Raw genomic sequence first — 22,307 nt, 5'->3', positions numbered from 1 at the left:
CTGGCAAATATCGTTGAATGTAGCCTAATGCCATTAATATGGCGTTATGAGCCTCCTATCCCCACCTTCTTTCGAGTCTAAAGTCTGCGTTCCGATGGAGCTGGAGGCTCGTATTGCGGCGCTCCCGAGACCCTTGGTATTTACAAATGGCGTCTTCGATATCCTGCATCGAGGGCATGCCAGCTACCTAGCCCAAGCCAGGGCGATGGGCGCTAGCCTTGTAGTGGGGGTGAATTCAGATGCCTCAGTCAAGATGCTGGGTAAGGGTGATGACAGGCCTATTAATACCGAGGCAGATCGCCAGGCTTTATTAGCAGCGCTTGAGAGTGTCGACTTGGCGGTGTTATTTACGGAGCAGACCCCGGTGAATCTGATTGCCAGGATTCATCCCGATATTTACGTTAAGGGCGGAGATTATGAAATCGATTCCCTAGAGGAGACCCGTCTCGTGAAAACTTGGGGTGGTGTAGCAGTTGCTATCCCATTTTTATACGAGCGCTCCACAACAACCCTATTGGGCAAGATCCGGACAAGTTGACTTATTTGGCGGCCTGCAGGTTTTGTAGTAACCACGCCCAAAGTCCGCGTAGTACTAAACCCTCAATAGGCTCTACTGGCAGTACTGCGAGCTCTGGAAACTGTTTAATTGCATTTGCCAAAATTTTGGCATTGCCCCCATCAAGCCAAATTCGCTCAACTGGATGATTCATAGCTTTAGCTAAGTAGGCTGCGCGCAGGATTGCCCCCATTTGTGCAGCATCACAACCACCCGTAATCGCCTCATCTGTAGTGCTGCCAAAGCTCGCTTGAGCTTCAGGCTTGTTGGCGCGAACCACAGATGGTAGTTGGGCTGTATTTTGTTGCAGGCTTTCTTGCATTAGGCTCAAGCCTGGCAAGATCCAGCCACCGTAATGGACGCCATTGCCACCTAGTAAGTCAATAGTAGTGGCCGTCCCAGCGTTGATCACCAGCGTGTTGGTGCTGGAAAGGGCTCTTGCGCCAATCAGTGCAGCCCATCGATCTGCACCCAATTTGCTGGGATCTTGATAGAGTGTTCGTAAGCCTTGATAAGGACTGCTGCCTGTGATTTGTTTCCACTCAAGATCTTGCCATTGTGGAAAGAGGCTGCGTAGATTTTCAATAGCAGCGTCGCCTGCTACGCAGCAAAAGCCAATAGCATCTGGTTTAGGTAAGGTTTTAGAAATATAGTCAGACAGCTCAGCTCGTAGTTCGGCTGACTGGAAGGATTTGGTGCCGATCGACCCGGAGTATGCCCACAGTTTTTTATTGCGATCGGCAATGTTTTGTGTAGATTCAACTGCGGCCCACTTGAGCCGAGTGTTGCCAAGATCAAATACTAAATACAGACTCATGATTGCACTCGCAAAGAAACATCGCCTGCATGAATGACAATGGATTTGTCATGCTGATGAAGAATAAGGGCGCCAGAGTGATCCACTCCGGAAGAGACTCCAATGATAGGTTCTTTGCCCGCGCCAGATATGTAAACAGACTGACCGTTAAAGGCATCCCAGTTCAACCAAGAATTTATAAAATAGCTAAACCCATGCTGTTCAAATTGGGTTAAATGCTTTTCGAATGACTCAATCAGCTTTAGCCAAAGGAACTCAGTATCGGGAATCGGCGCGTGATGAGGTATGAGTTGATCCAAAGCGGCAGCACCTAAAGCAGTTTGATTTTCTGAGCTCTGTGTAATCAATTCTGCATTACGTAAGTTCAGGCCCAGGCCGATCACCATCCAAGTAGGTGAACTTGGACTACTTTGGCCACCTTCGATCAGGATACCGCCAAGTTTGGCATTGTTCAGAAGTAAATCGTTGGGCCACTTCAGCCTAAGACCTTGTTGATGAAGGGTGGTTTCATTGATACCTAAAGCTCCAGCAATGCCTGCAATGACCGCTAGTCCAATGACTAGACTAAGTCCGCTCAGTTCATGGGGGCGTTTATCGAATGGGTAGGCTAAGGAGAAGCACAGCGTATCTCCAGGACTGGAAAGCCAAACTCTTCCAGCTCTGCCCTTGCCGGCGGTCTGATCGTGAGCAATACGAGCTACGGGATCAATTAATTCACCGGCACGCCAACGGGCTAATAAATCATCATTAGTTGATTTAGTAGTGGCAACGCGTTCGAGAATGCAATTCGGGCTCATTTTTCTATTGTAGAAAGATCTAGGCTCGCTGACCTAGAATAAGGGAATGCAACACGAAGATCAGCGTCCTCGCAAGTTTGTTTGGCCTCTCCAGGCAATGCCTTTGGCTCGAGCCATTAGCTTGAGCTATGCGCTTTTAATCATTTATGTCAGCCTGAACCCCTTTGATTTCAGTTTTGATAATGGGATCGCCCCATGGGCATGGTTAGATGCCCCTTTACCCCGCTTTATTACGCTCTTTGATGTGTCAGTCAATGTCTTGGCCTATATTCCTTTAGGGTTTCTGCTCGTTTTTGCCTGCTACCCACGTTGGCGTAATTTTGTTGCCTTAGGCATCGCCTTGAGCTTTAGTGCGGCATTGGCTTTCAATATTGAGTCGCTACAAACTTGGTTACCCACCCGCATTCCGAGCCAAATGGATTGGTGGGCCAATGTGTTGGGAGGTTTGATGGGCGGTTTATTGGCTATCCCCTTGGGTCCTCAGTGGCTATCGGGGAGTGCAATACGTCGTCGCTTTGATCAATGGTTTGGCTTGAACTGGGCTGCTTGCGCTTTATTTTTACTTTTCCCTTGGGCTCAGATCTATCCCCAAAGCTCTTGGTTGGGTACGGGGGTGTGGGGACATACCATTTTTTCCTCCGTTGACTGGGGCACCATGGTGGTCAATCATGTCATTCAAGAATCTATCATTACAGCGGTCTGTTGGCTCGGTACCGGACTCTTACTATCCTTAGGAATGCGCTCAAAAGCGCCCCAGTGGAAAATCTTAAATAGTCTGCTTTGCTTCACTGTTTTAGTGAAGATTGCCTTTACTGCATTGCAGTTTGGGATGGAATTTGGTTTGTTGTGGCTCACAGCGGGGGCTATTTGGGGTATGGTGCTGGGCAGTCTATTGCTCAGATGGACCCTCCAGTTTTCCTTGGTCAGCAAAGCTTGGCTTGCAATTACCTGTTTAGTTACTGCCACCTTGGTAATTAATCTCCTGCCGGACAACCCGTATTTCATTCTGACATTACGACATTGGTATCAAGGTCGGCTATTACACTTTAATGAATTAATGCAATGGGTTTCAGTAGTATGGTTGCCACTAGCATTATTTTGGGTGCTTCGAAATAGAGCCACCTTTAATTTAAAACCTTGATTGAGATGACATATGAGTTTTAAACACCATGTTTTTTTCTGCCTAAACCAGCGCAGTAACGGCGAAGATTGTTGCGATCGTCATAACGCCTTTGCTCTTTTTGATTACGCAAAAAAGCGTGTCAAAGAGTTAGGCTTATCTGGTCCGGGAAAAATCCGTATTAACAAAGCGGGGTGTTTAGATCGTTGTGCTGATGGCCCGGTGGCGGTGATTTATCCAGAGGGTATTTGGTACACATTTATTGACGCTGAAGATGTTGAAGAAATCATCCAGTCACACTTAATACAAGGACGCCCAGTAGAGCGTCTGCAGTTAGCTTGAAAAGATTTCAGAAAGTTTTCTCATGAATAGCCGTACAAAAGTAATTCATATTGATGGTGTTGTAGGTCAAATCGAAATGTCGATTGATCTACCAGATGAATTAAAAAATAATCCTGATTTTTTGGTGAGAGGTTTAGCTTTAGTTGCGCATCCACACCCACTGATGGGTGGAACGATGGATAATAAAGTGGCACAAACTATAGCACGCGCTTTTAATCAATTGGGTTACGTTAGTGTGCGCCCTAATTTTCGCGGAGTGGGTGCTACAGCTGGCGTACATGATGATGGCGTTGGTGAGATGGAAGACTTGCTTCACGTCACTGATTGGATGCGCACCCCTTCTAGTTGGAATCAATTTGAGGCGACTGCACAACAGGTATGGATAAAGACTGTCAATACTTTGCCCTTAGTAGTTTCTGGATTTTCATTTGGCAGTTTTGTTGGTACCCATTTGGTACAGCGCTTAGCTGAGCTAGGGCGCCCAGCTGAACGACTCGTCATGGTGGGTAGTGCAGCTGGTAAATGGGTCTTAGCACCTGTACCTGCCGATACAATTTTGATTCATGGTGAGGTGGATGAAACTATTCCCTTGATCGATGTCTTAGATTGGGCGCGACCCCAAGAGTTAACGGTACAAGTGGTGCCAGGTGCCGATCACTTTTTCCATCGACGTTTACATTGCATACGCAACATCATTACAGGTGCTTGGTTGGGTATGCCCGATCACCGCAATTAATAAAGTAAACAGAAAAGTTAGAAAGATAAAAGTATATGACTGAAGATAAAAAATCTCTGATTGAATATCCATCAGAGTTTCCAATTAAAGTAATGGGTAAGGCTAATCCAGAATACCTGCCTGCAATCTTGCACATTGCCCGTCAATTTGATCCTACGTTCGATGAGAGCAAGGTCGAGCAACGACCTTCTAAAGATGGAAATTATTTAGGCATTACATTACCAATCACGGCCACTAGTCGAGAGCAGTTAGATGAGCTATATCGCACTTTATCTACTCATCCCTTAGTTAGCGTTGTTCTCTAAATTATCTGCATGCGTTTTTTAGTAAAAAATTTAGGGATAGCTGATTACGATTCAACCTATCAAGCGATGCGGGATTTTACGCAGCAACGAGATAGTGACACCCTGGATGAAATCTGGATTCTTGAGCATCCCCCAGTCTTTACTTTGGGCTTAGCGGGAGATGCGAGTAACTTACATTCTCCTAGCAATCAAATTCCATTGGTGCAGGTTGATCGTGGTGGTGAGATCACGTATCACGGACCTGGACAAATCGTGGTGTATTTATTGCTCGATTTGAGGCGTTTGGGTATTTTTGTAAAAGAGCTGGTCTCCCGAATCGAGCAGGCTTTGATTGATACATTGGCAGATTTTGGTATTCAGGCAGAAAGACATCCTGGTGCGCCTGGGATTTATATTGCGCAGGGGAGTTTAATAGAGGCAGGGTATCGAGGTGCTAAGATTGCCGCCCTGGGTCTCAAGGTCTCCAAGGGATGCTCCTATCATGGACTTGCCCTAAATGTATCTACCGATTTAACCGCTTTTGCCCGTATTCACCCATGTGGGTATGAGGGCTTAAGGACAGTGGATATGCAAACTCTTGGGATCAAGGACAATATAGACATTATTAGCCAAACCCTTTTAGGGCATTTGCAAAAGCAACTGATTTCATCATGACCACCAATAAGCCGGATCTCGATACCGCCGCTACTAGTAATAGTCGCCAAGACATTCATTACGATGCTTCACGTAAGCAGAAGTCGAGTGAAAAAACTGCACGTATTCCGATCAAGATCATTCCCTTGGATCAGGTGCTCAAAAAGCCCGATTGGATTCGAGTAAAAGCCGCCTCTGGAAATTCACGCTTTTCTGAGATTAAAAAGATTCTTCGTGAAAATGAGTTGGTCACAGTTTGCGAGGAGGCGAGTTGCCCTAATATTGGTGAGTGCTTTGGTAAAGGTACGGCTACCTTCATGATCATGGGCGATAAATGTACGCGTCGTTGCCCATTTTGTGATGTGGGCCATGGCAGGCCAGATCCCTTGGATACAAAAGAGCCAGGTAATTTAGCGCGCACGATTGCTGCCCTGAAATTAAATTATGTGGTGATTACTAGCGTAGATCGCGATGATTTACGTGACGGTGGCGCGATGCATTATGTGGATTGTATTTCTCAGTCACGCGATCTCTCCCCGAATACACGTATTGAAGTTTTGGTACCAGATTTTCGTGGCCGCTTAGATAAGGCTTTAGATATTTTTTCTGAGCATGCGCCACAAGGCTTGCCTGATGTCATGAATCACAATTTAGAAACCGTGCCGCGTTTGTATAAGCAGGCGCGTCCTGGCGCAGACTATGCACACTCCTTGAAATTGCTTAAAGATTTTAAAGAGCGCTTCCCACATATTCCAACTAAAAGTGGTTTGATGGTGGGATTGGGCGAGACGGATGAAGAGATCTTGGCGGTGATGCGTGATATGCGTGAGCACAATATCGACATGCTGACAATTGGTCAGTACCTAGCGCCTTCAGGTCACCACCTCCCAGTGCAACGCTATGTCCATCCAGATGTATTTAAGCAATTTGAGGAAGAGGCTTATGCGATGGGCTTCTCCCACGCTGCCGTGGGTGCGATGGTGCGCTCCAGCTACCATGCTGACGAGCAAGCACACAGTGCAGGTGTTATCTAAACCTATGCTTCAAAAGTTTGGCGTAGTTCTAGCACTTGTATTTCTACTTTCTGCTTGTAGTCCTAAATTAGATTGGCGGACTGTGCAGTCTCCTCAAGAGGGTTACAGCGCGCTCTTTCCTGGTAAGCCTGAAAAGATTGAGCGACGCCTTCCATATCAAAATCAAGAGATTCCACAAACCTTGGAAGCAGTGAAAATTGAGGATGATATTTATTCGGTGAGTGCGATTCGTTTGAGTCAAGAGCAAGCTAGCCTAGCGCCTAATTTATTAGAGCAGGTGCAAGGTAACTTATTTAGCCGCGCAAATGTCAACCAAGAAAGTGCTATCAGTGTTGATGCTCTTTATCGGACTGCAAATAAACAGCGCGCAGCTACTAAAGATTATTTTTTAGAATTTAAATCTTCTGGCAGGGTAGAGCAGTCAATGCGCGTTCGTTGGATTACCAGAATGACACCAGATAACGGAGCTTGGATTTATCAGGTTTCGGTTTTGCATACTGCACCAGCACGAGTGGATGCCAAAATGTTTTTCTCTGAAGAGGCGTACTCAAATTTCTTTGATGAGTTTCATCCGGAATAGTTTCCAGATGAAACAAAAATTCTGATTAAGACTTTTCTAGGGCAGCCACTTTAGCTTCGAGAGCCTCTAACTTTTCTCTAGTCTTGGCCAATACTTTAGATTGCAACTCAAACTCTTCGCGAGTCACCAAGTCCATTTTCTGAAAACCTTGATTCATCATGGCACGCACATTCTTTTCAATCTCTTGCGCTGGTGAATTACGAATAGCATCCCCAACCTTGTTTTGCATATCGCTAGCAATACGCTGGATTTGTTCTAGGATTTCGCCTGGTTTTTGCATATTGCTGCCCATCGTTCTGTTGAAAGTTGCTTAAAAGATACAGAAGATATTTTAAGTTGTGATGCCAAAAACAGGTAAAAAGGCTTTAAAACCCGAAAATGCACCAAAATACCCCTAAATGGTGCATAGATAGGCACTAAAAATGGGAATTTGCCTTATTTAGGGGAATTGTGACAAGTCTGTGGGTTTCCCAACATTCATGATCTCCCCATGCAATAAAGCATCTTTCCCTTTTTTCATGATCACTAAGGAGTTTTAAATGAAGACGATTCAAAAGACAGCAGTAACACTCGCAGTGTCCAGCTTGTTTTCTGCTGGAGCATTCGCCCAGGCAGCACCTGCAGCTCCAGAGGTGAGCCCAGTTACTGCAAACGTAACAGTAGTTAATAACTATGTTTATCGTGGATTGACGCAATCAAATTTTAAGCCTGCAATTCAAGGTGGTTTTGACTACGCTCATGAAAGCGGTTTCTATGTTGGTAACTGGAACTCATCCATTAGTTGGCTGGCAGATGGCTATGCAACATCTAAGGTTTCTGCCCCAGTTGAAATGGATTTTTACGCAGGATTTAAGAAGGAGTTAATTGCTGAAGGATTTGCAAGTGACATAGGTGTTTTGCAATACTATTACCCTGCTCAAGGCCTCCCTTCAATGACAATTGGTGGCTCAGCCGCCGCCAAGAATACGCTGATTGCTTCTGGCCGCCAGGCACTTGGTGTTAGTCCCAATACGACAGAGTTGTACGCAGCACAAAATTTCACATTTGGTCCTTTAACTGGCTTTGTGAAAGTTTCATATGCTGTTACACCATTGTTTGGCATCTATAACAGCGTTGGCTCTTATTACCCAGATTTGACAGCAAACTACGATACCGGTTTCTATGGCATCACAGCTAATGCACATTTGGGCTATCAAGCAATTCCGAATAGCTACAAAAATGCTGCTGGTAAATCGATGGACTTCTCTTATATGGACTGGAAGTTGGGAGTTACTAAGGACTTCGGCGGCGGCTTATCTGGTGCCCTTGCCTATGTTGCAACAACTGCGGCAACCGTTGGCGGCTCTTATATTTATGCTACTCCCCAATCAAAAAATCAAGGTGCTACACAGTACCTAGTTTCTCTCACTAAAACTTTCTAATTCTTTCCTCTGAACGGAGAAACATATGAAATTAATTACCGCAATCATCAAGCCCTTCAAGCTTGACGAAGTGCGCGAAGCTCTCTCGGAAGTGGGAGTTTCGGGCATTACCGTCACTGAAGTTAAAGGCTTTGGTCGTCAAAAGGGTCACACTGAGTTGTATCGCGGTGCTGAGTATGTAGTCGACTTTTTACCTAAAGTAAAAATTGAAGCTGCTGTTGAAGATGGCATCTTGGAGCGAGCGATTGAAGCAATTGAAAAATCTGCTCGTACTGGAAAAATTGGTGACGGTAAGATTTTTGTCTCCCCAGTTGAACACGTCATTCGCATTCGTACCGGTGAAACCGGCGCGTCAGCACTTTAAAGAGAGGTTCAAAATGTTAACTTGGATGAAACGACTCCTAGCTGGAAGCGCAATGGCCTTGGCTATTGGCGCGACTAGTGTGATGGTAGCTTCACCGGCTTTTGCTGATGAGGCTAAGCCAGTTGCTGCTGCGGCTGCAGCTGCAGTTGCTGCTGCTCCTGCATTGGTCCCAAATAAAGGTGATACAGCTTGGATACTAGTGTGTACAGCATTAGTAATCTTGATGACATTGCCTGGTTTGGCTTTGTTTTACGGTGGTTTAACACGTAGCAAAAATATTCTTTCTGTACTTGTACAGTGCATGTTTGTTTTTGCGTTGATCACAGTGTTGTGGTCCCTCTATGGATACAGCTTTGCATTTACCGAGGGTGGTGCATTCATTGGTGGATTCGATCGCTTGTTCTTAGCTGGTATTACTCCAGACTCAGTTGCCGCAACATTTAGTAAAGGCATTGTGATCCCTGAGTATGTATTTATGGCCTTCCAAGCTGCATTTGCAACCATTACTTGCTGCTTGATCGTTGGTTCATTTGCTGAGCGTGCTAAGTTTTCTGCAATCGTGTTGTTTATGGTTCTTTGGTTCACTTTCAGTTACTTACCAATCGCTCACATGGTTTGGTTCTGGCCTGGTCCTGATGACATCAAAGATGCTGCATCACTTGAGGCAATCACAGCTCGTGCTGGTTGGTTGTGGCAGAAGGGTGTTCTCGACTTTGCTGGTGGTACCGTTGTTCACATCAATGCTGCGATCGCAGGTTTGATGGGTTCATTCGTAATCGGTAAACGTTTGGGTTACGGCAAAGAAGCAATGAAGCCGCACAACTTAGTATTCGTGATGATTGGTGCTTCACTCTTGTGGTTCGGTTGGTTTGGCTTCAATGCTGGTTCTGCTCTCGAAGCAAACGGCAGTGCAGCCTTGGCATTCGTAAACACATTATTGGCAACCGCTGCAGCAGTCTTGAGCTGGTCAGTTGCTGAGTGGGCCCTTAAAGGTAAACCTTCCATGTTGGGTGGTGCATCTGGTTGCGTAGCAGGTTTAGTTGCGATTACTCCTGCTGCTGGTTTCGTTGGCCCAATGGGTGCCTTAGTTATCGGTGCAGCTGCTGGCGTTATCTGCTTGTGGGGTGTTTCTGGTCTCAAGAAGCTTTTGGGTTCAGATGACAGCCTAGACGTATTTGGTGTGCACGGCGTTGGTGGTATTTTGGGCGCTTTGTTAACTGGTGTGTTTGCAGATCCAGCATTAGGCGGAACAGGTATTTGGGATTATGTAGCGAATGCTGCAGCCCCTGATTACTCTATCGCTAGCCAGTTGTGGATTCAGAGCCAAGGTGTCATCGTTACTCTAATTTGGTCTGGCGTGGTTTCTTATATCGCCTTCAAATTGGTTGATATGGTGGTTGGCCTGCGCGTTAAGGAAGATGAAGAGCGCGAAGGTTTGGATATTAGCTCCCACGGTGAGTCCGCTTACGAGTCTTAATCAGCTGTTTTACCCCTCACTGGGCGGCTTTAGTTAGCTGCCCGGTTTTTAAGCGCGGAATCCTCGGATTCCGCGTCTTTCTTTTAAAAAATCTTACAATGGTGAGATGGTTCCACATCTCATCACCGCCCTTAGCGGCCCTCTTCTCGATCTCGAGTCGAAAGTATTAGAAGCAACTCCAACGATTGAGCGCTGGTTCAGGCTCGAGTGGCAAGAGCATACTCCGCCGTTTTACTGCTCAGTTGACTTGCGTAACGCAGGCTTTAAGCTTGCACCAGTTGATACCAACCTCTTCCCAGGCGGTTTTAACAATCTCTCGCCCCAAATGTTGCCTTTAGCAGTTCAGGCGGCAATGGCAGCAATCGAGAAGATTTGTCCTGAGGCCAAAAATTTACTATTGATACCTGAGAGACACACTCGTAACACTTTCTATTTACAGAATATTGCGCGTTTATCTTCGATCTTGCGTCAAGCGGGTCTTAATGTCCGCCTAGGCACTTTGTCTGATGAAATTAAAAAGCCGACTTGGATTGATTTGCCTGATGGCAATCGTCTCTTGATGGAGCCTTTGTCTCGTTTGGGGCTGAAGAAGCAACGTCTTGGGTTAAAAGATTTCGATCCCTGCTCAATTTTACTGAACAATGATTTATCAGCAGGTATTCCTCCGATCTTAGAAAATCTACACGAGCAGTATCTCTTGCCGGGACTACATGCTGGCTGGCACGTCCGCCGAAAGTCGAAACATTTCGCCGCTTACGATGAAGTCGCTAAGAAGTTTGCCAAGGTAGTCGATATTGATCCCTGGATGATCAATCCTTATTTTGCAAGCTGCTCTAATGTGAACTTCCATGAGCGTATAGGTGAAGAAGAATTACAAGCTGCTGTCGAGAAAGTTTTAAAGAAGACTGCCAAGAAATACCGTGAGTATGGCATTAAAGAAAAGCCATACGTTGTTGTCAAAGCGGATGCTGGTACATACGGCATGGGCGTGATGGTAGTGAATGACCCCGCGCAACTCAAAGACCTGAACCGCAAAGACCGCAATAAGATGAGTGTTGTAAAAGAAGGTCTTGAGGTCAGTGATGTATTGATTCAAGAAGGTGTCTATACCTTTGAGAAGGTCAATGAGGCTGTTGCTGAGCCAGTGGTGTACATGATTGATCGCTATGTGATTGGCGGCTTTTATCGAGTGCATACTGACCGCGGCCCTAATGAGAATTTGAACGCTCCAGGTATGCATTTTGTGCCTTTGGCATTTGAGCAAAACTCTATCCCAGATTTAGGCGCAAAGCCTGGTAGCGCACCGCCAAATCGTTTTTACCTGTATGGCGTTGTCGCTCGTCTAGCCTTGCTGGCAGCCTCTCTAGAGCTAGAGCGCTCTGATCCTAATGCCGAAGCTGCTTAATTGATTCGGATGCTGACATGAACCTGCTTTTCATTGCGGATCCTTTAGAGTCTTTCAAGATTAGTAAAGATTCCACCTTAGCAATGATGCGAGTTGCGCAAGAAGCTGGGCATCAACTTTGGTTTTGCGAAAGTCGCAATATCCTCTGGAGGAATGATTTTGTAGTGGCAGATTGCCAGCCTCTCGATATCAAACCAAGCGGTACCGCATGGTTTGAATTGGGCGTTGTAGAAGATCTCCCACTTAATACCTTTAACGCAGTCATGATGCGCACTGATCCGCCATTTGATATTGAATATCTCAATACCACCTGGCTACTGTCTGCTGCGGTTCGTCAGGGTGCGAAAGTATTTAATAATCCAACTGCTATTCGGGATCATTCCGAAAAGATATCCATCACCGAGTTTCCGGAACTCATTCCACCAACTTTAGTAACGCGCGAACTCAGTGCGATTGAAGTGTTTCATCAAGAGCATCAAGATATTGTGATTAAACCTTTGGATGGCATGGGTGGTATGGGTGTATTCCGCGTTGGGCCAGATGCTTTAAATCTTGCCAGTATTGTTGAGACGCTAGGTGAGAATGGCGCACGTACTTTGATGGTGCAAAGATTCTTGCCGGAGATTATGCAAGGTGATAAACGGGTGTTGCTGATCGGTGGTGAGGTGGTACCATTTTCATTGGCTCGCATTCCGCAGGGCAGTGAAATCCGAGGCAATTTGGCCGCTGGGGGTAAGGGAGTGGCAATGCCACTGACGGATGCCGAGAGAAAAGTTGCGGAGCGTTTGGCCCCTATTTTGAATGCCCGCGGCTTATTCTTGGTAGGATTGGATTTAATTGGTGCCTATGTCACAGAAATTAATGTGACTAGCCCAACTTGTTTTGTAGAAATTACTGAGCAAAGTGGATTTGATGTCCCAAAATTTTGGTTAACCGCGCTTGAAAAGGCATTGGCATAAACATGGTTGGAATCGTCATAGTTGCCCACACCCCAGTAGCAAGTGCGATGCTTGGATTTGCTGAGCATGCCTTCGGTGTGGTGCCGGAGAGAGTGAGGGCTGTCGACGTTCCGCCCTACGAAGATATCAAAGTTAGTTTTGATCGGGTCTTAAAAGCAGCCTACGGAGTCAATACAGGTCAGGGCGTTTTAATTTTGACTGATGTGATGGGTGCTACACCGGCCAATGTAGCCTCTAAGCTTGAGGCCTTGGGCCCGCTATCAGGCTTGAATGCCCCCGTGATTGTTTTAGCGGGACTCAATTTGCCCATGCTAATGCGATGTATTTCTCATCGCGGCGAGGGCTTAGAAGAATTAGCTCATAAAGCGCTTCAAGGTGGCCAAAATGGCATTCTGCGTTTAGGCTCTAAAACTCCGCAACCCACTACAGAGAAATAGGATTCGCGATGCCTGTTGCTGAAATCGAAATTATTAATAAGTTGGGCTTACATGCTCGAGCATCAGCCAAGCTATCCCAGCTTGCTGCTGAGTTTCCTTGCGAAATCCTCTTGTCTCGTAACGGTCGTCAAATCAACGCCAAGAGCATTATGGGCGTCATGATGCTGGCCGCTGGGATTGGAAGTACGGTCACTCTAGAAACTGCTGGGGAAAAAGAAGATGAGGCAATGCAGGCTTTAACGGCATTGATCAATGATCGATTTGGTGAGGGCGAATAAGGATGACTTTTGCTTTGCACGGAATAGCAGTCTCTAAGGGCATTGCCATTGGGAAGGCCGTACTGATATCGCGTGCTGCATTAGAGGTTAGTCATTACTTAGTTGAAGTAGGCAAAGAAGAGGGCGAGGCTCAAAAATTATTAGATGCTTTTGAGCAGGTGCGCCAGGAGTTGGAGCAATTGCGTCAAGACTTACCTAAAGACGCGCCACAAGAAATGGCTGCGTTCTTAGATGTCCACAGCATGATTCTGGCAGATCCAGCTTTAGCTGAGAAGCCTATCAAATTAATTCGCACTCAGAGGTTAAATGCTGCTTGGGCCTTAACAACTGAACTCAATGATCTTTTAGAGCAATTTGCAGGTATCGAGGATACCTATTTAAAAGAGCGTGCCAACGATATTCGTCAGGTGGCAGAGCGCGTTGTTAAGGCATTGAATGCTCAGCAAAAAGATCCTTTAAATGATGCTGAATTTTTGCCTGCAAGTGATATTGGTATTGAGTCGATTATTGTTGCCCACGACATCGCTCCTCATGACATGCTGCGCTTCAAAGAACATGCCTTTACGGGATTTGTAACGGATCTTGGTGGTAAGACCTCTCATACCGCTATTGTTGCGCGTAGCATGGAAATTCCTGCAGTAGTCGGTGTACGACATGCCAGTGAAATGATTCGTCATGGTGATTGGCTGATATTGGATGGAGAGCATGGGGTTGTTGTTGTTGCGCCCGATGAACAACTTCTTGCCGAGTATCGAAAACTTCAAGCTCAAGCCTTAAAAGAGGCTCGCAAGCTAAACCAGTTAAAGCATTCCAAGACAGAAACAGCTGATCGTGTCGAGATTGAGTTATCTGCCAATATTGAATTGCCCGAAGATGCTATTCAGGCGGTCAAGTTGGGTGCTGTGGGCGTTGGTTTGTTTCGCTCCGAATTTTTATTTATGGATCGCAAGCAGGCCTTGCCTGATGAAGAGCATCAGTATCAAGAATATCGTCGCGTAGTCGATTTAATGCATGGCCTGCCCGTCAATATTAGAACCATTGATGTTGGTGCCGATAAGGCTCTGGGTGGTGGTGGCGATGTTTCTCAAACTGGCACATCACCTCTTGGATTACGTGCTATTCGCTGGTCTTTGACGGAGCCTGAAATCTTTTTAACGCAACTTAGGGCGATTTTGCGAGCATCGGCTCATGGTGAGGCGCGCATCATGATTCCGATGCTCGCCCATGTCAAAGAAATCGATGAAACATTTAGATTGATTGAAAAAGCTAAGCAGCAATTACATCAGCGTAGCCAGGCATTTAATCCGGATATTCAAGTTGGCGCAATGATTGAAATCCCTGCGGCTGCCTTGATGCTACCGTTATTTATCAATCGATTCGATTTTCTTTCTATTGGCACTAACGACTTGATTCAGTACACCTTGGCAATTGATCGTGCAGATCATGCGGTGGCACATTTATACGATCCATTGCATCCAGCCATTTTGAATTTGCTGTCTAGCATCATCGATCAAGCCAAGCGCGCTGAAGTGCCGGTTGCTGTTTGCGGCGAGATGGCTGGCGACCCTGCATTAACAAAACTATTGCTTGCCCTTGGGCTGACTGATTTCTCTATGCACTTCAGTCAACTGTTATTAGTCAAGCGTGAGATATTAAAAGCAAATGTAGGACTATTGAAGGCGCGTGCCCCTAGGGTTCTTCGTGCTTATGAGCCTGAAGAGCAGGCGAAAGCATTGGAGCATTTGCTTTCTTAATTTCCTAGTGTGGGGAGCCACACACCTTACATGCGGGATTTCGAGTAAGACGAATCTCATCAATTTGAGTATTGACGGCATTCCACAATAACATTCTTCCAACTAAAGGCTGACCAAAGCCAATCAATACCTGAAGAGCTTGGGCCGCTTGCATTGCGCCGATAATGCCAACGAGAGGGGAAAAGATACCCATGCTGGCACAACTGACCTCTTCAAACTGTTCTTCCGGAGAAAAAAGGCAGGCATAGCAGGGTGATATTTCATTACGAAAATCAAAGACGCTGAGTTGACCATCAAATTTGAGGGCAGATCCAGAGACGAGCGGAATCTTGTGGATAAAGCAGGCTTGATTGATAAGCTGGCGGGTAGCAAAGTTATCCGTGCAATCTAAAACGAGATGCACTGTCGGCAAGAGTGTATCGAGTAGATCTTCTGAAGCCTTTTCTGCGATTGCGTTAATCGTGAGGGCGGGATTCAGGTTGTGTAAAAATTGCTTTCCAGACTCCACTTTGGTCTTACCAATCGAGTTCTGGCTATGCATGATTTGTCGCTGCAAATTAGTGAGCTCGACTTGGTCATGATCAACTAGCGTTATTTTTCCCGCGCCAGCTGCAGCTAAGTAAGGTGCAGCAGCACTTCCTAGTCCGCCAGCACCAATGATGAGTATGTGGGAGCCAAGAAGCTTTTCTTGGCCAGCAACATCAATTTCCTCGAGTAGTAAATGCCGCGAGTAGCGAAGTAACTGCTCATCATTCATATATACCTAATGCTAGAACTTACTCTAGCTTAGAGGTTGAGCGTTTTACAGGCTCACCATTGATAAACGCAACTGCCTGAGTAAGCATGAAGTCATCTGCACTACCAAGCTCGACAGGTTTTTTAGACTTGTCTTTTTCTTTCTCTTCTGGAGTCTTCTTGGCATTTTTTTCTTCAATGCGTTGTAACTCTTCTAGCCGGCGTTTTTCTCGTTCAGCGGCAAGTTTTTCTTCTGAAGATTGCTTATTACGCAAATGCTTTTCGCTGTCGATTTCGCGAGTGATCAAAACATCATCAGGATCACCATCTTTATTTTGATCCACTGCGATATCGGGTTTGATGCCATACGCTTGAATTGATTTACCACTTGGTGTGTAGTAATACGCCGTAGTGATTTTCAATGCTGAGTCATTGCTTAGAGGGCGGACCGTTTGGACAGAACCTTTACCGAAAGTCGTTTTGCCAATAATGGTTGCACGTTTGTAATCTTGTAATGCGCCAGCCACAATTTCAGAGGCTGATGCTGAATAGGCATTGACCAAAACTACCATTGGTAATTTTTTATAGATGGAAGGAACGCCAGCCAAAGGATCACCAGGCTCACTGAGGCGATACATCGCCGGTGTTGCATTAAACACTTGCTTAGAGTCTGATGTCTGACCTTTAGTGGAAACGATGACAGCATCTGCTGGCAAGAAAGCAGCAGCAACACCGACTGCACCTTGCAATAAGCCACCGCCATTATTTCTGAGATCAAGAATGATGCCCTTCATTTTGGGATCTTGATTTGCAAGCTCAGTTAACTTCTTGGCAAGATCAGGAATGGTACGTTCTTGAAAGCTCGTCACTCTGACCCAAGCGATATTGTTATCTAAAATTTTGGCTTTAACTGATTGCACTTTAATTTCAGCGCGGGTAATTGTTACCGGAAAGCTGCGTTCTTCGCTTTTGCGGAAAACGGTCAGGGTAATTTTTGTACCTGGTGTACCGCGCATGGTGCGCACTGCTTTATCTAAGGACATGCCGCGAACCGGTTTGTCGTCTAAGCGAGTAATGAGGTCACCAGCTTGGAGTCCAGCACGTGCTGCAGGGCTATCTTCAATCGGATTGAGTACTTTGACAACGCCATCTTCTGAGGTGATTTCAATACCAAGACCAGCAAACTTGCCACTGGTCTGTTCTTGCATTTCAGAGAAATCTTTTTTATCAAGATAGGTGGAGTGAGGATCAAGACTACTAACCATACCCTTGACTGCATCAGTTAGCAATTGTTTATCTTCAATTGGCTCAACATACTCCCGCTTGATTTGCGCAAAGACATTCGACAGTGTGCGCAACTCATCTAAAGGGAGTGTGGTGCCCTGTTGAGCTGTAGCTGAAAGCTGGATAGTGGCTGCAACCCCGGCGATGAGGCCGACAGAGACTAGGGCAAAGTTCTTGAAAAATACGCGCATATTTCTGTTTTACCTTAATCCAAATAAAAATGCTGAATCGGTTTGAGATTGTCATCGAGCTCGTAAACAAGCGGGATGCCGTTGGGGACATTGATTTCCATGATGTCTTTATCAGAAACCTGGTCGAGATACTTAATTAAAGATCGGATGCTATTGCCGTGTGCGACGATTAATACACGCTTACCTGCTTTAAGGGCGGGGGCGATTGATTCATTCCAAAGGGGTAGCACACGCTCGATATTGTCTTTAAGGCACTCCCCCAGGGGAATATCAGAATTGCTGAGTTTTGCGTAACGTGGATCATTTTGCGGATTACGCTCATCATCTTTTTCTAGGAGCGGTGGGCGTATATCGAAGGAGCGACGCCAAATATGAACTTGGGCATCCCCGTATTTTTGGGCAGTTTCTGCTTTATTTAGACCTGTGAGGGCGCCATAGTGACGCTCGTTCAGTCTCCAGCTGTGCACCACTGGCAACCACATGAGGTCCATAGTGTCTTGAACATGCCATAGGGTACGAATGGCTCTTCTGAGTACTGAGGTGTAGGCCACATCAAATTCATAGCCAGCTTTACGCAGGTTTTCACCTGCAGTAAGGGCCTGTTCAGTGCCCTTGGGGGTTAAGTCAACGTCCGCCCAGCCAGTAAATCGGTTTTCAAGGTTCCAAGCGGATTCGCCATGACGAATAAGGACAAGTTGTTTCATAGAGCCATTCTATAATCCGATGATGAACTTTCTCACACAAATTGATAATTTAGCGCTTATTGCCCTCCTGCTGGTTACGGGCGCAGCGCTTTTCCTTCCTGCATTATCTACGCTTATTAGCGGAAAAGGCTTATCACCTACAGAGGCGACTATTTGGATTAATCGTCGTAAAGCAGCCGTTTTGGACTTACGTCCAGCATCCGATTTTAAGATTGGCCATTTACCAGGATCTAAGCATATTTTGGCTGATCAAATTCCATCTGGAATTGATAAGCTCAAGCTAGATCGTAACAATCCCATTATTTTGGTCTGTCAGTCTGGTGCAAACGCTCGCAAGCTTGTCCCAGAGCTTAATAAGCTGGGGTTCCCAGAGGTTGCAGTCCTAGATGGCGGCGTTCAAGGTTGGCAAGCCGCAGCCTTGCCATTGGTTAAATAATTTAGCGAGCTTTAGATATGCCACCAGTCACGATGTATAGCACTCAGGTTTGCCCATATTGCGTTATGGCAGAGAAGCTTCTGCACAAGAAGGGTGTTGCCAATTTAGAGAAGATTCTGATTGACCGGGATCCTGCGCAGCGCGAGATCATGATGACCCGCACTGGTCGTCGTACAGTGCCACAAATTTACATTGGTGAGACTCATGTTGGTGGTTATGACGACCTAGTTGCCTTAGATCGCGCCGGCCAACTTGATCCACTGCTAGCTTAAAAATTTACTCAGAAAGTTTCCATGACTGAACAAACTACTTCCGCTCCAGATGCAGCTGATAATTCAAAAGAGCCTGGTTTTCGTATTCAAAGAATCTATCTCAAGGATTTATCCCTAGAGCAACCGCATGCACCACAAATTTTATTAGTTGCAGCTGAGCCTCAAGTTGAGGTTGAGATTGATGTTGCGGTTACCCGCCTAGGTGATGAAATTTTTGAGGTTGCCTTGCTTGCAACAGTAACTTCCAAAGTAGAGGCTAAAGTGCTCTTCTTGGTTGAGGCAAAGCAAGCAGGTATTTTTGAATTTAGTAATATTCCTGCAGAGCAAATTGATCCAATGCTAGGTATTACTTGCCCAACAATTTTGTATCCTTATCTGCGCTCGAATATTGCTGACACTATTAGTCGTGCTGGTTTCCAGCCGATTCATTTGAATGAAATTAATTTCCACGGTATGTACGAGCATCGCCTGATGCAGGCAGCGCAAGCAACTGCAACGGAAAGTAGCGCAGCCGATGAAAGCAAAATCATCCTTCCTCACTAAGCTGACTTTTAAAGCCCACAGATCATGAAAGTGACGCTGCTTGGAGCTGGTTCATGGGGCACAGCTATGGCAGCGCAAGCTGCACGCTATCTTCAGCCGGGCGACGTTAGTCTTTGGTCTCGAAGCGTTGAGCAAATTGAGGATATGCAAAAGTCAGGTGTAAATACAGGCTATTTACCCGGTGCTGCCTTGCCTCAGGGCCTGCAATTAGAAGTGAGTTTTGAGAGAGCCATCGAGCGCCTTTCTAAAAATGATCTTTTGGTGATTGCTACCCCGATGTCTGGTTTATCAGAAACAGTGGCGCAGGTATTGCGCCTCGCAAAACATCCGCTCAATATTGTTTGGTTGTGCAAGGGCTTAGAGCCCAACTCTGCCTTATTGCCGCACCAAATAGTGGAACGCGAAGATCAGCTATATAGCCATGGCATACGTCATTCTTACGGCGCTCTATCAGGACCTAGTTTTGCACAAGAAGTTGGTAATGGTATGCCTTGTGCATTAACCATTGCTAGCAAATCCAATGCCTTGTGTGACATTGTTCAGGGCGCTTTCCATCACGGCAATATGCGCATCTATGCCAGCGATGATTTGGTTGGTGTCGAACTAGGTGGCGCTATTAAAAACGTTTTAGCGATTGCAGCTGGCATTGGTGATGGTTTAGATCTTGGTTTAAATGCACGCGCTGCAGTATTAACTCGTGGCCTCGCAGAAATGATGCGTTTAGTAAAGGCGGCTGGTGGTAGACCAGAGACCTGTATGGGTTTAACTGGTGTAGGCGATTTGATCTTGACGGCTACTGGAGATCTCTCTCGTAATCGTCGCGTTGGTTTGGCGCTTGCAGCAGGAAAACCCCTGCCTGAAATTTTGGATAACTTAGGGCATGTTGCTGAGGGTGTCTTATGTGCCTCTGCTGTCGGCGATCTCGCTACGCGTTTGGGTGTTGAGATGCCAATTACTGCAATGATGGGCGAGGTCTTATCTGGAAAACTATCGCCACAGGAAGCGGTTAAAAAACTAATGGGGCGCGATCCCAAGCTTGAAGTGTAAGTTTCTTAACTTCCACCAAGTAATTCGTTTTGACGCCAAGCCTCATAAACTACAATCGCAACCGTATTCGAGAGATTCAAGCTACGACTGCTATCTTGCATTGCTAAGCGCATTTGGTTCGGGCGTGGAATTGAGCTTCTGACTTCTTCGGTGATACCTTTGGTTTCTGAACCAAAAACAAAATAATCCCCAGGCAAATACGTGCCATCATGAAATTTGCCGGATCCCTTGGTGGTCAAGGCAAAAATACGCTCAGGCTCAGGCTGTTCATCAACCAGAAATTGCGCCCAGTTTTGATGAACTTTTACTTTAGCGAACTCGTGATAATCCAGGCCAGCCCTGCGAAGTTTGGCATCTTCCATCGGAAAGCCGAGTGGCTCGATGAGATGCAGCTTTGCTCCCGTGTTTGCGCACAGGCGAATAATGTTGCCCGTGTTGGGTGGAATTTCTGGTTCGAATAAAACGATATTAAACATGTGCTGAGCTTTATATTAATTTCTTGAGGTTGGGTACAGCGTTCGTAGAAGAACCCAATTAGTAACATGAGATGCCCCATTGTCCTTTAATACGCGGGCGATTTCATTTAAGGTTGCACCACTAGTCATGACATCGTCAAACACAATTACTGTAGCGGATTCTAGTTGCCCTTGAAATTGAGGGTTGATGTAAAACATATCTTGAATAGCAATTTGACGATTAGCACGATTCTCTTTGGCCTGATGCTGGGTATGGTGATAGCGTTTTAAGATGTGTGGGTTTTTATGGATACGTTTGTCACAATCAATCCGCCTGGCTAACTCCCAGCTTTGATTAAAGCCGCGAGAACACAATTTTTCTGGACTTAGTGGCACTGGTAGCAAATAGTCTGCCCGTAAATTATTTAAGCTCGGACTCATCAGTTGATTCCATGCTGATGTCAGTCCATGTGCATAAGCAAGACGTCGCTGATATTTGAAGAGATGCAAGGCAGCCTGCAATCTACCCTCGTAGCGATCAAGACAGTGAGTTTCATCAAAGTAGGGTGGGTTAGTGATGCACTCTCGGCAGCATTTTTTTGTCAGCTCACTAACTTCAAGAGCAAGACCACATTGCTGACAGCATTCGTAATTAGATAGCTGATCTGATTCTAATTGGACCAAGCAATCATGGCAGAGAGTGAGTCGCTGAAATACTCCGCAAACAATGCACGCGCTTGGTAGCAGGTGAGAACAAATTGCTTGGAAAATATTCTCTATTGGGCGCATGGGTCGCTGAGTATACTGAGCCAATGACCCAATCAATCAGATGGCTTCAGGACGAAATTGCAACGCGCATGTTGCAAAAATTAGATATCGTGAAATTAGAGCCACAAGACATCTTGTTGATTCCAGATTTCCCTGGGGTACATAGTTCTTTTCTGACAAAACGCTTTCCAGGAATTCGTTTTCACAGTGCCCCAGAATGCGAGCTATCGGGTTTTAATTTACTTAAATTGAGAGTGGCTCGTTTTTGGAATTCAAGAATGAAGTTGGTATCCCTGATTTCTCTGGACGACTACAAGAAAACAGGCCGCATTAATCTTCCTAGTAATTCTGTAGATTTAGTAGTGAGTGTTCTCTTGATTCAGGATTTAGTTGACCCAAAGCATTTTTTGCAGGAGTGCTGGCGAGTACTGAAAGAAGGTGGATTACTAACATTTAGCTATCTGGGTCCAGATACTGCCAAAGAGCTCAGATCCGAACTCTTGGCGCAACAATTACCCATTCAAAACTTGGCTAGCCCTTGGGATATGCACGATATGGGAGATGCCCTGTTGGGTGAGCGTTTTTCTGACCCAGTGATGGATATGGAGTTCTTGGGTTTGGAATATGACTCTGACAGCGTCCTTCTATCAGACGCAAGGGCATTCAATTTGCTTGGTTCTAACTATCAAGATAGCGCCATAGCTACTCAGTTACCTCAAAAACTGACTTTAGAGGTGGTTTATGGGCATGCTTGGGCTTTGGGTAAGAACCTCGCCAAGGCGCAAGATGATGTCGCTTATATTGGTTTAAATCAAATCGGGCGCAAGACTAGGAATGATTCTGCTTAAGTGTAAGTG

General features: G+C 45.9%; 29 protein-coding genes. 21 read left to right on the top strand and 8 right to left on the bottom strand.

Going from position 1 to position 22,307, the window contains the following annotated elements:
* Positions 1-46 precede the first annotated feature (46 nt).
* A complete protein-coding gene (rfaE2, locus tag FD967_RS09965; RefSeq protein WP_215325900.1) occupies positions 47-538 on the top strand; it encodes a D-glycero-beta-D-manno-heptose 1-phosphate adenylyltransferase in 492 nt (163 codons plus the stop codon).
* Position 539: 1 nt separating this feature from the next.
* On the opposite strand, the gene FD967_RS09960 is transcribed toward rfaE2, so the two are convergent.
* Both FD967_RS09960 and FD967_RS09955 read right to left on the bottom strand, forming a co-directional pair.
* Positions 540-1,373 (bottom strand): type III pantothenate kinase, encoded by an 834-nt coding sequence (locus FD967_RS09960; protein WP_215325899.1) that lies wholly within the window; start codon positions 1,371-1,373, stop codon positions 540-542.
* A complete protein-coding gene (locus tag FD967_RS09955) occupies positions 1,370-2,170 on the bottom strand; it encodes a biotin--[acetyl-CoA-carboxylase] ligase (RefSeq protein WP_215325898.1) in 801 nt (266 codons plus the stop codon). Before FD967_RS09955 ends, FD967_RS09960 begins: the two co-directional genes overlap by 4 nt.
* Positions 2,171-2,216: 46 nt before the next feature.
* Between FD967_RS09955 and FD967_RS09950 the strand changes: the two genes are divergently transcribed.
* The 7 genes from FD967_RS09950 to FD967_RS09920 are packed head-to-tail and all read left to right on the top strand — an operon-like array spanning position 2,217 to position 6,920.
* On the top strand, positions 2,217-3,311 hold the full coding sequence (locus FD967_RS09950) for a VanZ family protein (protein WP_215325897.1): 1,095 nt from the start codon (positions 2,217-2,219) through the stop codon (positions 3,309-3,311).
* A 12-nt stretch (positions 3,312-3,323) separates the two neighbouring features.
* Positions 3,324-3,632, top strand: a complete 309-nt coding sequence (locus FD967_RS09945) for a ferredoxin (protein ID WP_215325896.1) — start codon at positions 3,324-3,326, stop codon at positions 3,630-3,632.
* A gap of 22 nt (positions 3,633-3,654) precedes the next feature.
* A complete protein-coding gene (locus FD967_RS09940) occupies positions 3,655-4,368 on the top strand; it encodes an alpha/beta hydrolase (RefSeq protein ID WP_215325895.1) in 714 nt (237 codons plus the stop codon).
* A gap of 35 nt (positions 4,369-4,403) precedes the next feature.
* Positions 4,404-4,673: a YbeD family protein gene (locus FD967_RS09935; protein ID WP_215305480.1), complete on the top strand. Its 270-nt coding sequence runs from the start codon at positions 4,404-4,406 to the stop codon at positions 4,671-4,673.
* Positions 4,674-4,682: 9 nt separating this feature from the next.
* On the top strand, positions 4,683-5,327 hold the full coding sequence (lipB, locus tag FD967_RS09930; protein WP_215325893.1) for a lipoyl(octanoyl) transferase LipB: 645 nt from the start codon (positions 4,683-4,685) through the stop codon (positions 5,325-5,327).
* On the top strand, positions 5,324-6,340 hold the full coding sequence (gene lipA, locus FD967_RS09925) for a lipoyl synthase (RefSeq protein ID WP_251369035.1): 1,017 nt from the start codon (positions 5,324-5,326) through the stop codon (positions 6,338-6,340). The genes lipB and lipA overlap by 4 nt, the downstream gene beginning before the upstream one ends.
* 4 nt (positions 6,341-6,344) lie before the next feature.
* The gene (locus FD967_RS09920) at positions 6,345-6,920 is read left to right on the top strand and encodes a hypothetical protein (protein WP_215325891.1); all 576 of its coding nucleotides are present in this window, start codon (positions 6,345-6,347) and stop codon (positions 6,918-6,920) included.
* A 25-nt stretch (positions 6,921-6,945) separates the two neighbouring features.
* On the opposite strand, the gene FD967_RS09915 is transcribed toward FD967_RS09920, so the two are convergent.
* The gene (locus FD967_RS09915) at positions 6,946-7,200 is read right to left on the bottom strand and encodes an accessory factor UbiK family protein (protein ID WP_215325890.1); all 255 of its coding nucleotides are present in this window, start codon (positions 7,198-7,200) and stop codon (positions 6,946-6,948) included.
* A 259-nt stretch (positions 7,201-7,459) separates the two neighbouring features.
* Between FD967_RS09915 and FD967_RS09910 the strand changes: the two genes are divergently transcribed.
* The 8 genes from FD967_RS09910 (at position 7,460) to ptsP (ending at position 15,015) form a co-directional block, all read left to right on the top strand.
* Positions 7,460-8,341, top strand: a complete 882-nt coding sequence (locus FD967_RS09910; RefSeq protein WP_215325889.1) for a TorF family putative porin — start codon at positions 7,460-7,462, stop codon at positions 8,339-8,341.
* Positions 8,342-8,366: 25 nt separating this feature from the next.
* On the top strand, positions 8,367-8,705 hold the full coding sequence (locus tag FD967_RS09905; protein WP_011903792.1) for a P-II family nitrogen regulator: 339 nt from the start codon (positions 8,367-8,369) through the stop codon (positions 8,703-8,705).
* 13 nt (positions 8,706-8,718) lie between these two features.
* Positions 8,719-10,182: an ammonium transporter gene (locus tag FD967_RS09900; protein WP_215325888.1), complete on the top strand. Its 1,464-nt coding sequence runs from the start codon at positions 8,719-8,721 to the stop codon at positions 10,180-10,182.
* A 106-nt stretch (positions 10,183-10,288) separates the two neighbouring features.
* On the top strand, positions 10,289-11,587 hold the full coding sequence (gene gshA, locus FD967_RS09895; protein ID WP_215325887.1) for a glutamate--cysteine ligase: 1,299 nt from the start codon (positions 10,289-10,291) through the stop codon (positions 11,585-11,587).
* 17 nt (positions 11,588-11,604) lie between these two features.
* Entirely contained in the window at positions 11,605-12,546 is a 942-nt protein-coding gene (gshB, locus tag FD967_RS09890; RefSeq protein ID WP_215325886.1) for a glutathione synthase, read from the top strand.
* 2 nt (positions 12,547-12,548) lie between these two features.
* A complete protein-coding gene (locus FD967_RS09885) occupies positions 12,549-12,983 on the top strand; it encodes a PTS sugar transporter subunit IIA (protein ID WP_215325885.1) in 435 nt (144 codons plus the stop codon).
* Between the two features lie 8 nt (positions 12,984-12,991).
* Positions 12,992-13,261, top strand: a complete 270-nt coding sequence (locus FD967_RS09880; protein ID WP_215325884.1) for an HPr family phosphocarrier protein — start codon at positions 12,992-12,994, stop codon at positions 13,259-13,261.
* A gap of 2 nt (positions 13,262-13,263) precedes the next feature.
* Complete coding sequence (gene ptsP / locus FD967_RS09875) at positions 13,264-15,015, top strand: phosphoenolpyruvate--protein phosphotransferase (protein ID WP_215325883.1); 1,752 nt, start codon at positions 13,264-13,266, stop codon at positions 15,013-15,015.
* Positions 15,016-15,019: 4 nt separating this feature from the next.
* Here ptsP and FD967_RS09870 read toward each other — a convergent pair whose 3' ends face one another.
* The 3 genes from FD967_RS09870 to gpmA are packed head-to-tail and all read right to left on the bottom strand — an operon-like array spanning position 15,020 to position 17,929.
* Positions 15,020-15,772 (bottom strand): molybdopterin-synthase adenylyltransferase MoeB, encoded by a 753-nt coding sequence (locus FD967_RS09870; protein WP_215325882.1) that lies wholly within the window; start codon positions 15,770-15,772, stop codon positions 15,020-15,022.
* A 19-nt stretch (positions 15,773-15,791) separates the two neighbouring features.
* Positions 15,792-17,225, bottom strand: coding sequence for a S41 family peptidase (locus FD967_RS09865; RefSeq protein ID WP_215325881.1), 1,434 nt, complete (start codon positions 17,223-17,225; stop codon positions 15,792-15,794).
* 14 nt (positions 17,226-17,239) lie between these two features.
* Positions 17,240-17,929, bottom strand: a complete 690-nt coding sequence (gpmA, locus tag FD967_RS09860) for a 2,3-diphosphoglycerate-dependent phosphoglycerate mutase (RefSeq protein WP_215325880.1) — start codon at positions 17,927-17,929, stop codon at positions 17,240-17,242.
* A 22-nt stretch (positions 17,930-17,951) separates the two neighbouring features.
* On the opposite strand from gpmA, the gene FD967_RS09855 reads away from it, so the two are divergent.
* The 4 genes from FD967_RS09855 to FD967_RS09840 are packed head-to-tail and all read left to right on the top strand — an operon-like array spanning position 17,952 to position 20,227.
* The gene (locus FD967_RS09855; protein ID WP_215325879.1) at positions 17,952-18,365 is read left to right on the top strand and encodes a rhodanese-like domain-containing protein; all 414 of its coding nucleotides are present in this window, start codon (positions 17,952-17,954) and stop codon (positions 18,363-18,365) included.
* Positions 18,366-18,382: 17 nt separating this feature from the next.
* Positions 18,383-18,637 carry a glutaredoxin 3 gene (gene grxC / locus FD967_RS09850; RefSeq protein ID WP_215308532.1) on the top strand — a complete coding sequence of 85 codons (255 nt, stop codon included), beginning with the start codon at positions 18,383-18,385 and terminating at the stop codon, positions 18,635-18,637.
* Between the two features lie 21 nt (positions 18,638-18,658).
* Positions 18,659-19,180: a protein-export chaperone SecB gene (secB, locus tag FD967_RS09845; RefSeq protein WP_215325878.1), complete on the top strand. Its 522-nt coding sequence runs from the start codon at positions 18,659-18,661 to the stop codon at positions 19,178-19,180.
* 24 nt (positions 19,181-19,204) lie between these two features.
* On the top strand, positions 19,205-20,227 hold the full coding sequence (locus tag FD967_RS09840; protein ID WP_215325877.1) for an NAD(P)H-dependent glycerol-3-phosphate dehydrogenase: 1,023 nt from the start codon (positions 19,205-19,207) through the stop codon (positions 20,225-20,227).
* Between the two features lie 5 nt (positions 20,228-20,232).
* Here FD967_RS09840 and trmL read toward each other — a convergent pair whose 3' ends face one another.
* Together trmL and FD967_RS09830 are read right to left on the bottom strand one after the other, a co-directional pair.
* Positions 20,233-20,703 carry a tRNA (uridine(34)/cytosine(34)/5-carboxymethylaminomethyluridine(34)-2'-O)-methyltransferase TrmL gene (gene trmL, locus FD967_RS09835; protein ID WP_215325875.1) on the bottom strand — a complete coding sequence of 157 codons (471 nt, stop codon included), beginning with the start codon at positions 20,701-20,703 and terminating at the stop codon, positions 20,233-20,235.
* Between the two features lie 15 nt (positions 20,704-20,718).
* A complete protein-coding gene (locus FD967_RS09830; RefSeq protein ID WP_251369034.1) occupies positions 20,719-21,366 on the bottom strand; it encodes a ComF family protein in 648 nt (215 codons plus the stop codon).
* 128 nt (positions 21,367-21,494) lie between these two features.
* Between FD967_RS09830 and FD967_RS09825 the strand changes: the two genes are divergently transcribed.
* On the top strand, positions 21,495-22,298 hold the full coding sequence (locus FD967_RS09825) for a class I SAM-dependent methyltransferase (protein WP_251369033.1): 804 nt from the start codon (positions 21,495-21,497) through the stop codon (positions 22,296-22,298).
* Positions 22,299-22,307 lie beyond the last annotated feature (9 nt).

Origin of the sequence: Polynucleobacter sp. JS-Mosq-20-D10, assembly GCF_018687755.1 — a bacterium.
In the GTDB taxonomy this organism is placed as follows: domain Bacteria; phylum Pseudomonadota; class Gammaproteobacteria; order Burkholderiales; family Burkholderiaceae; genus Polynucleobacter.
The sequence above is the reverse complement of the archived record's forward strand: the minus strand, read 5'-3'. Positions and strand labels throughout refer to the sequence as shown.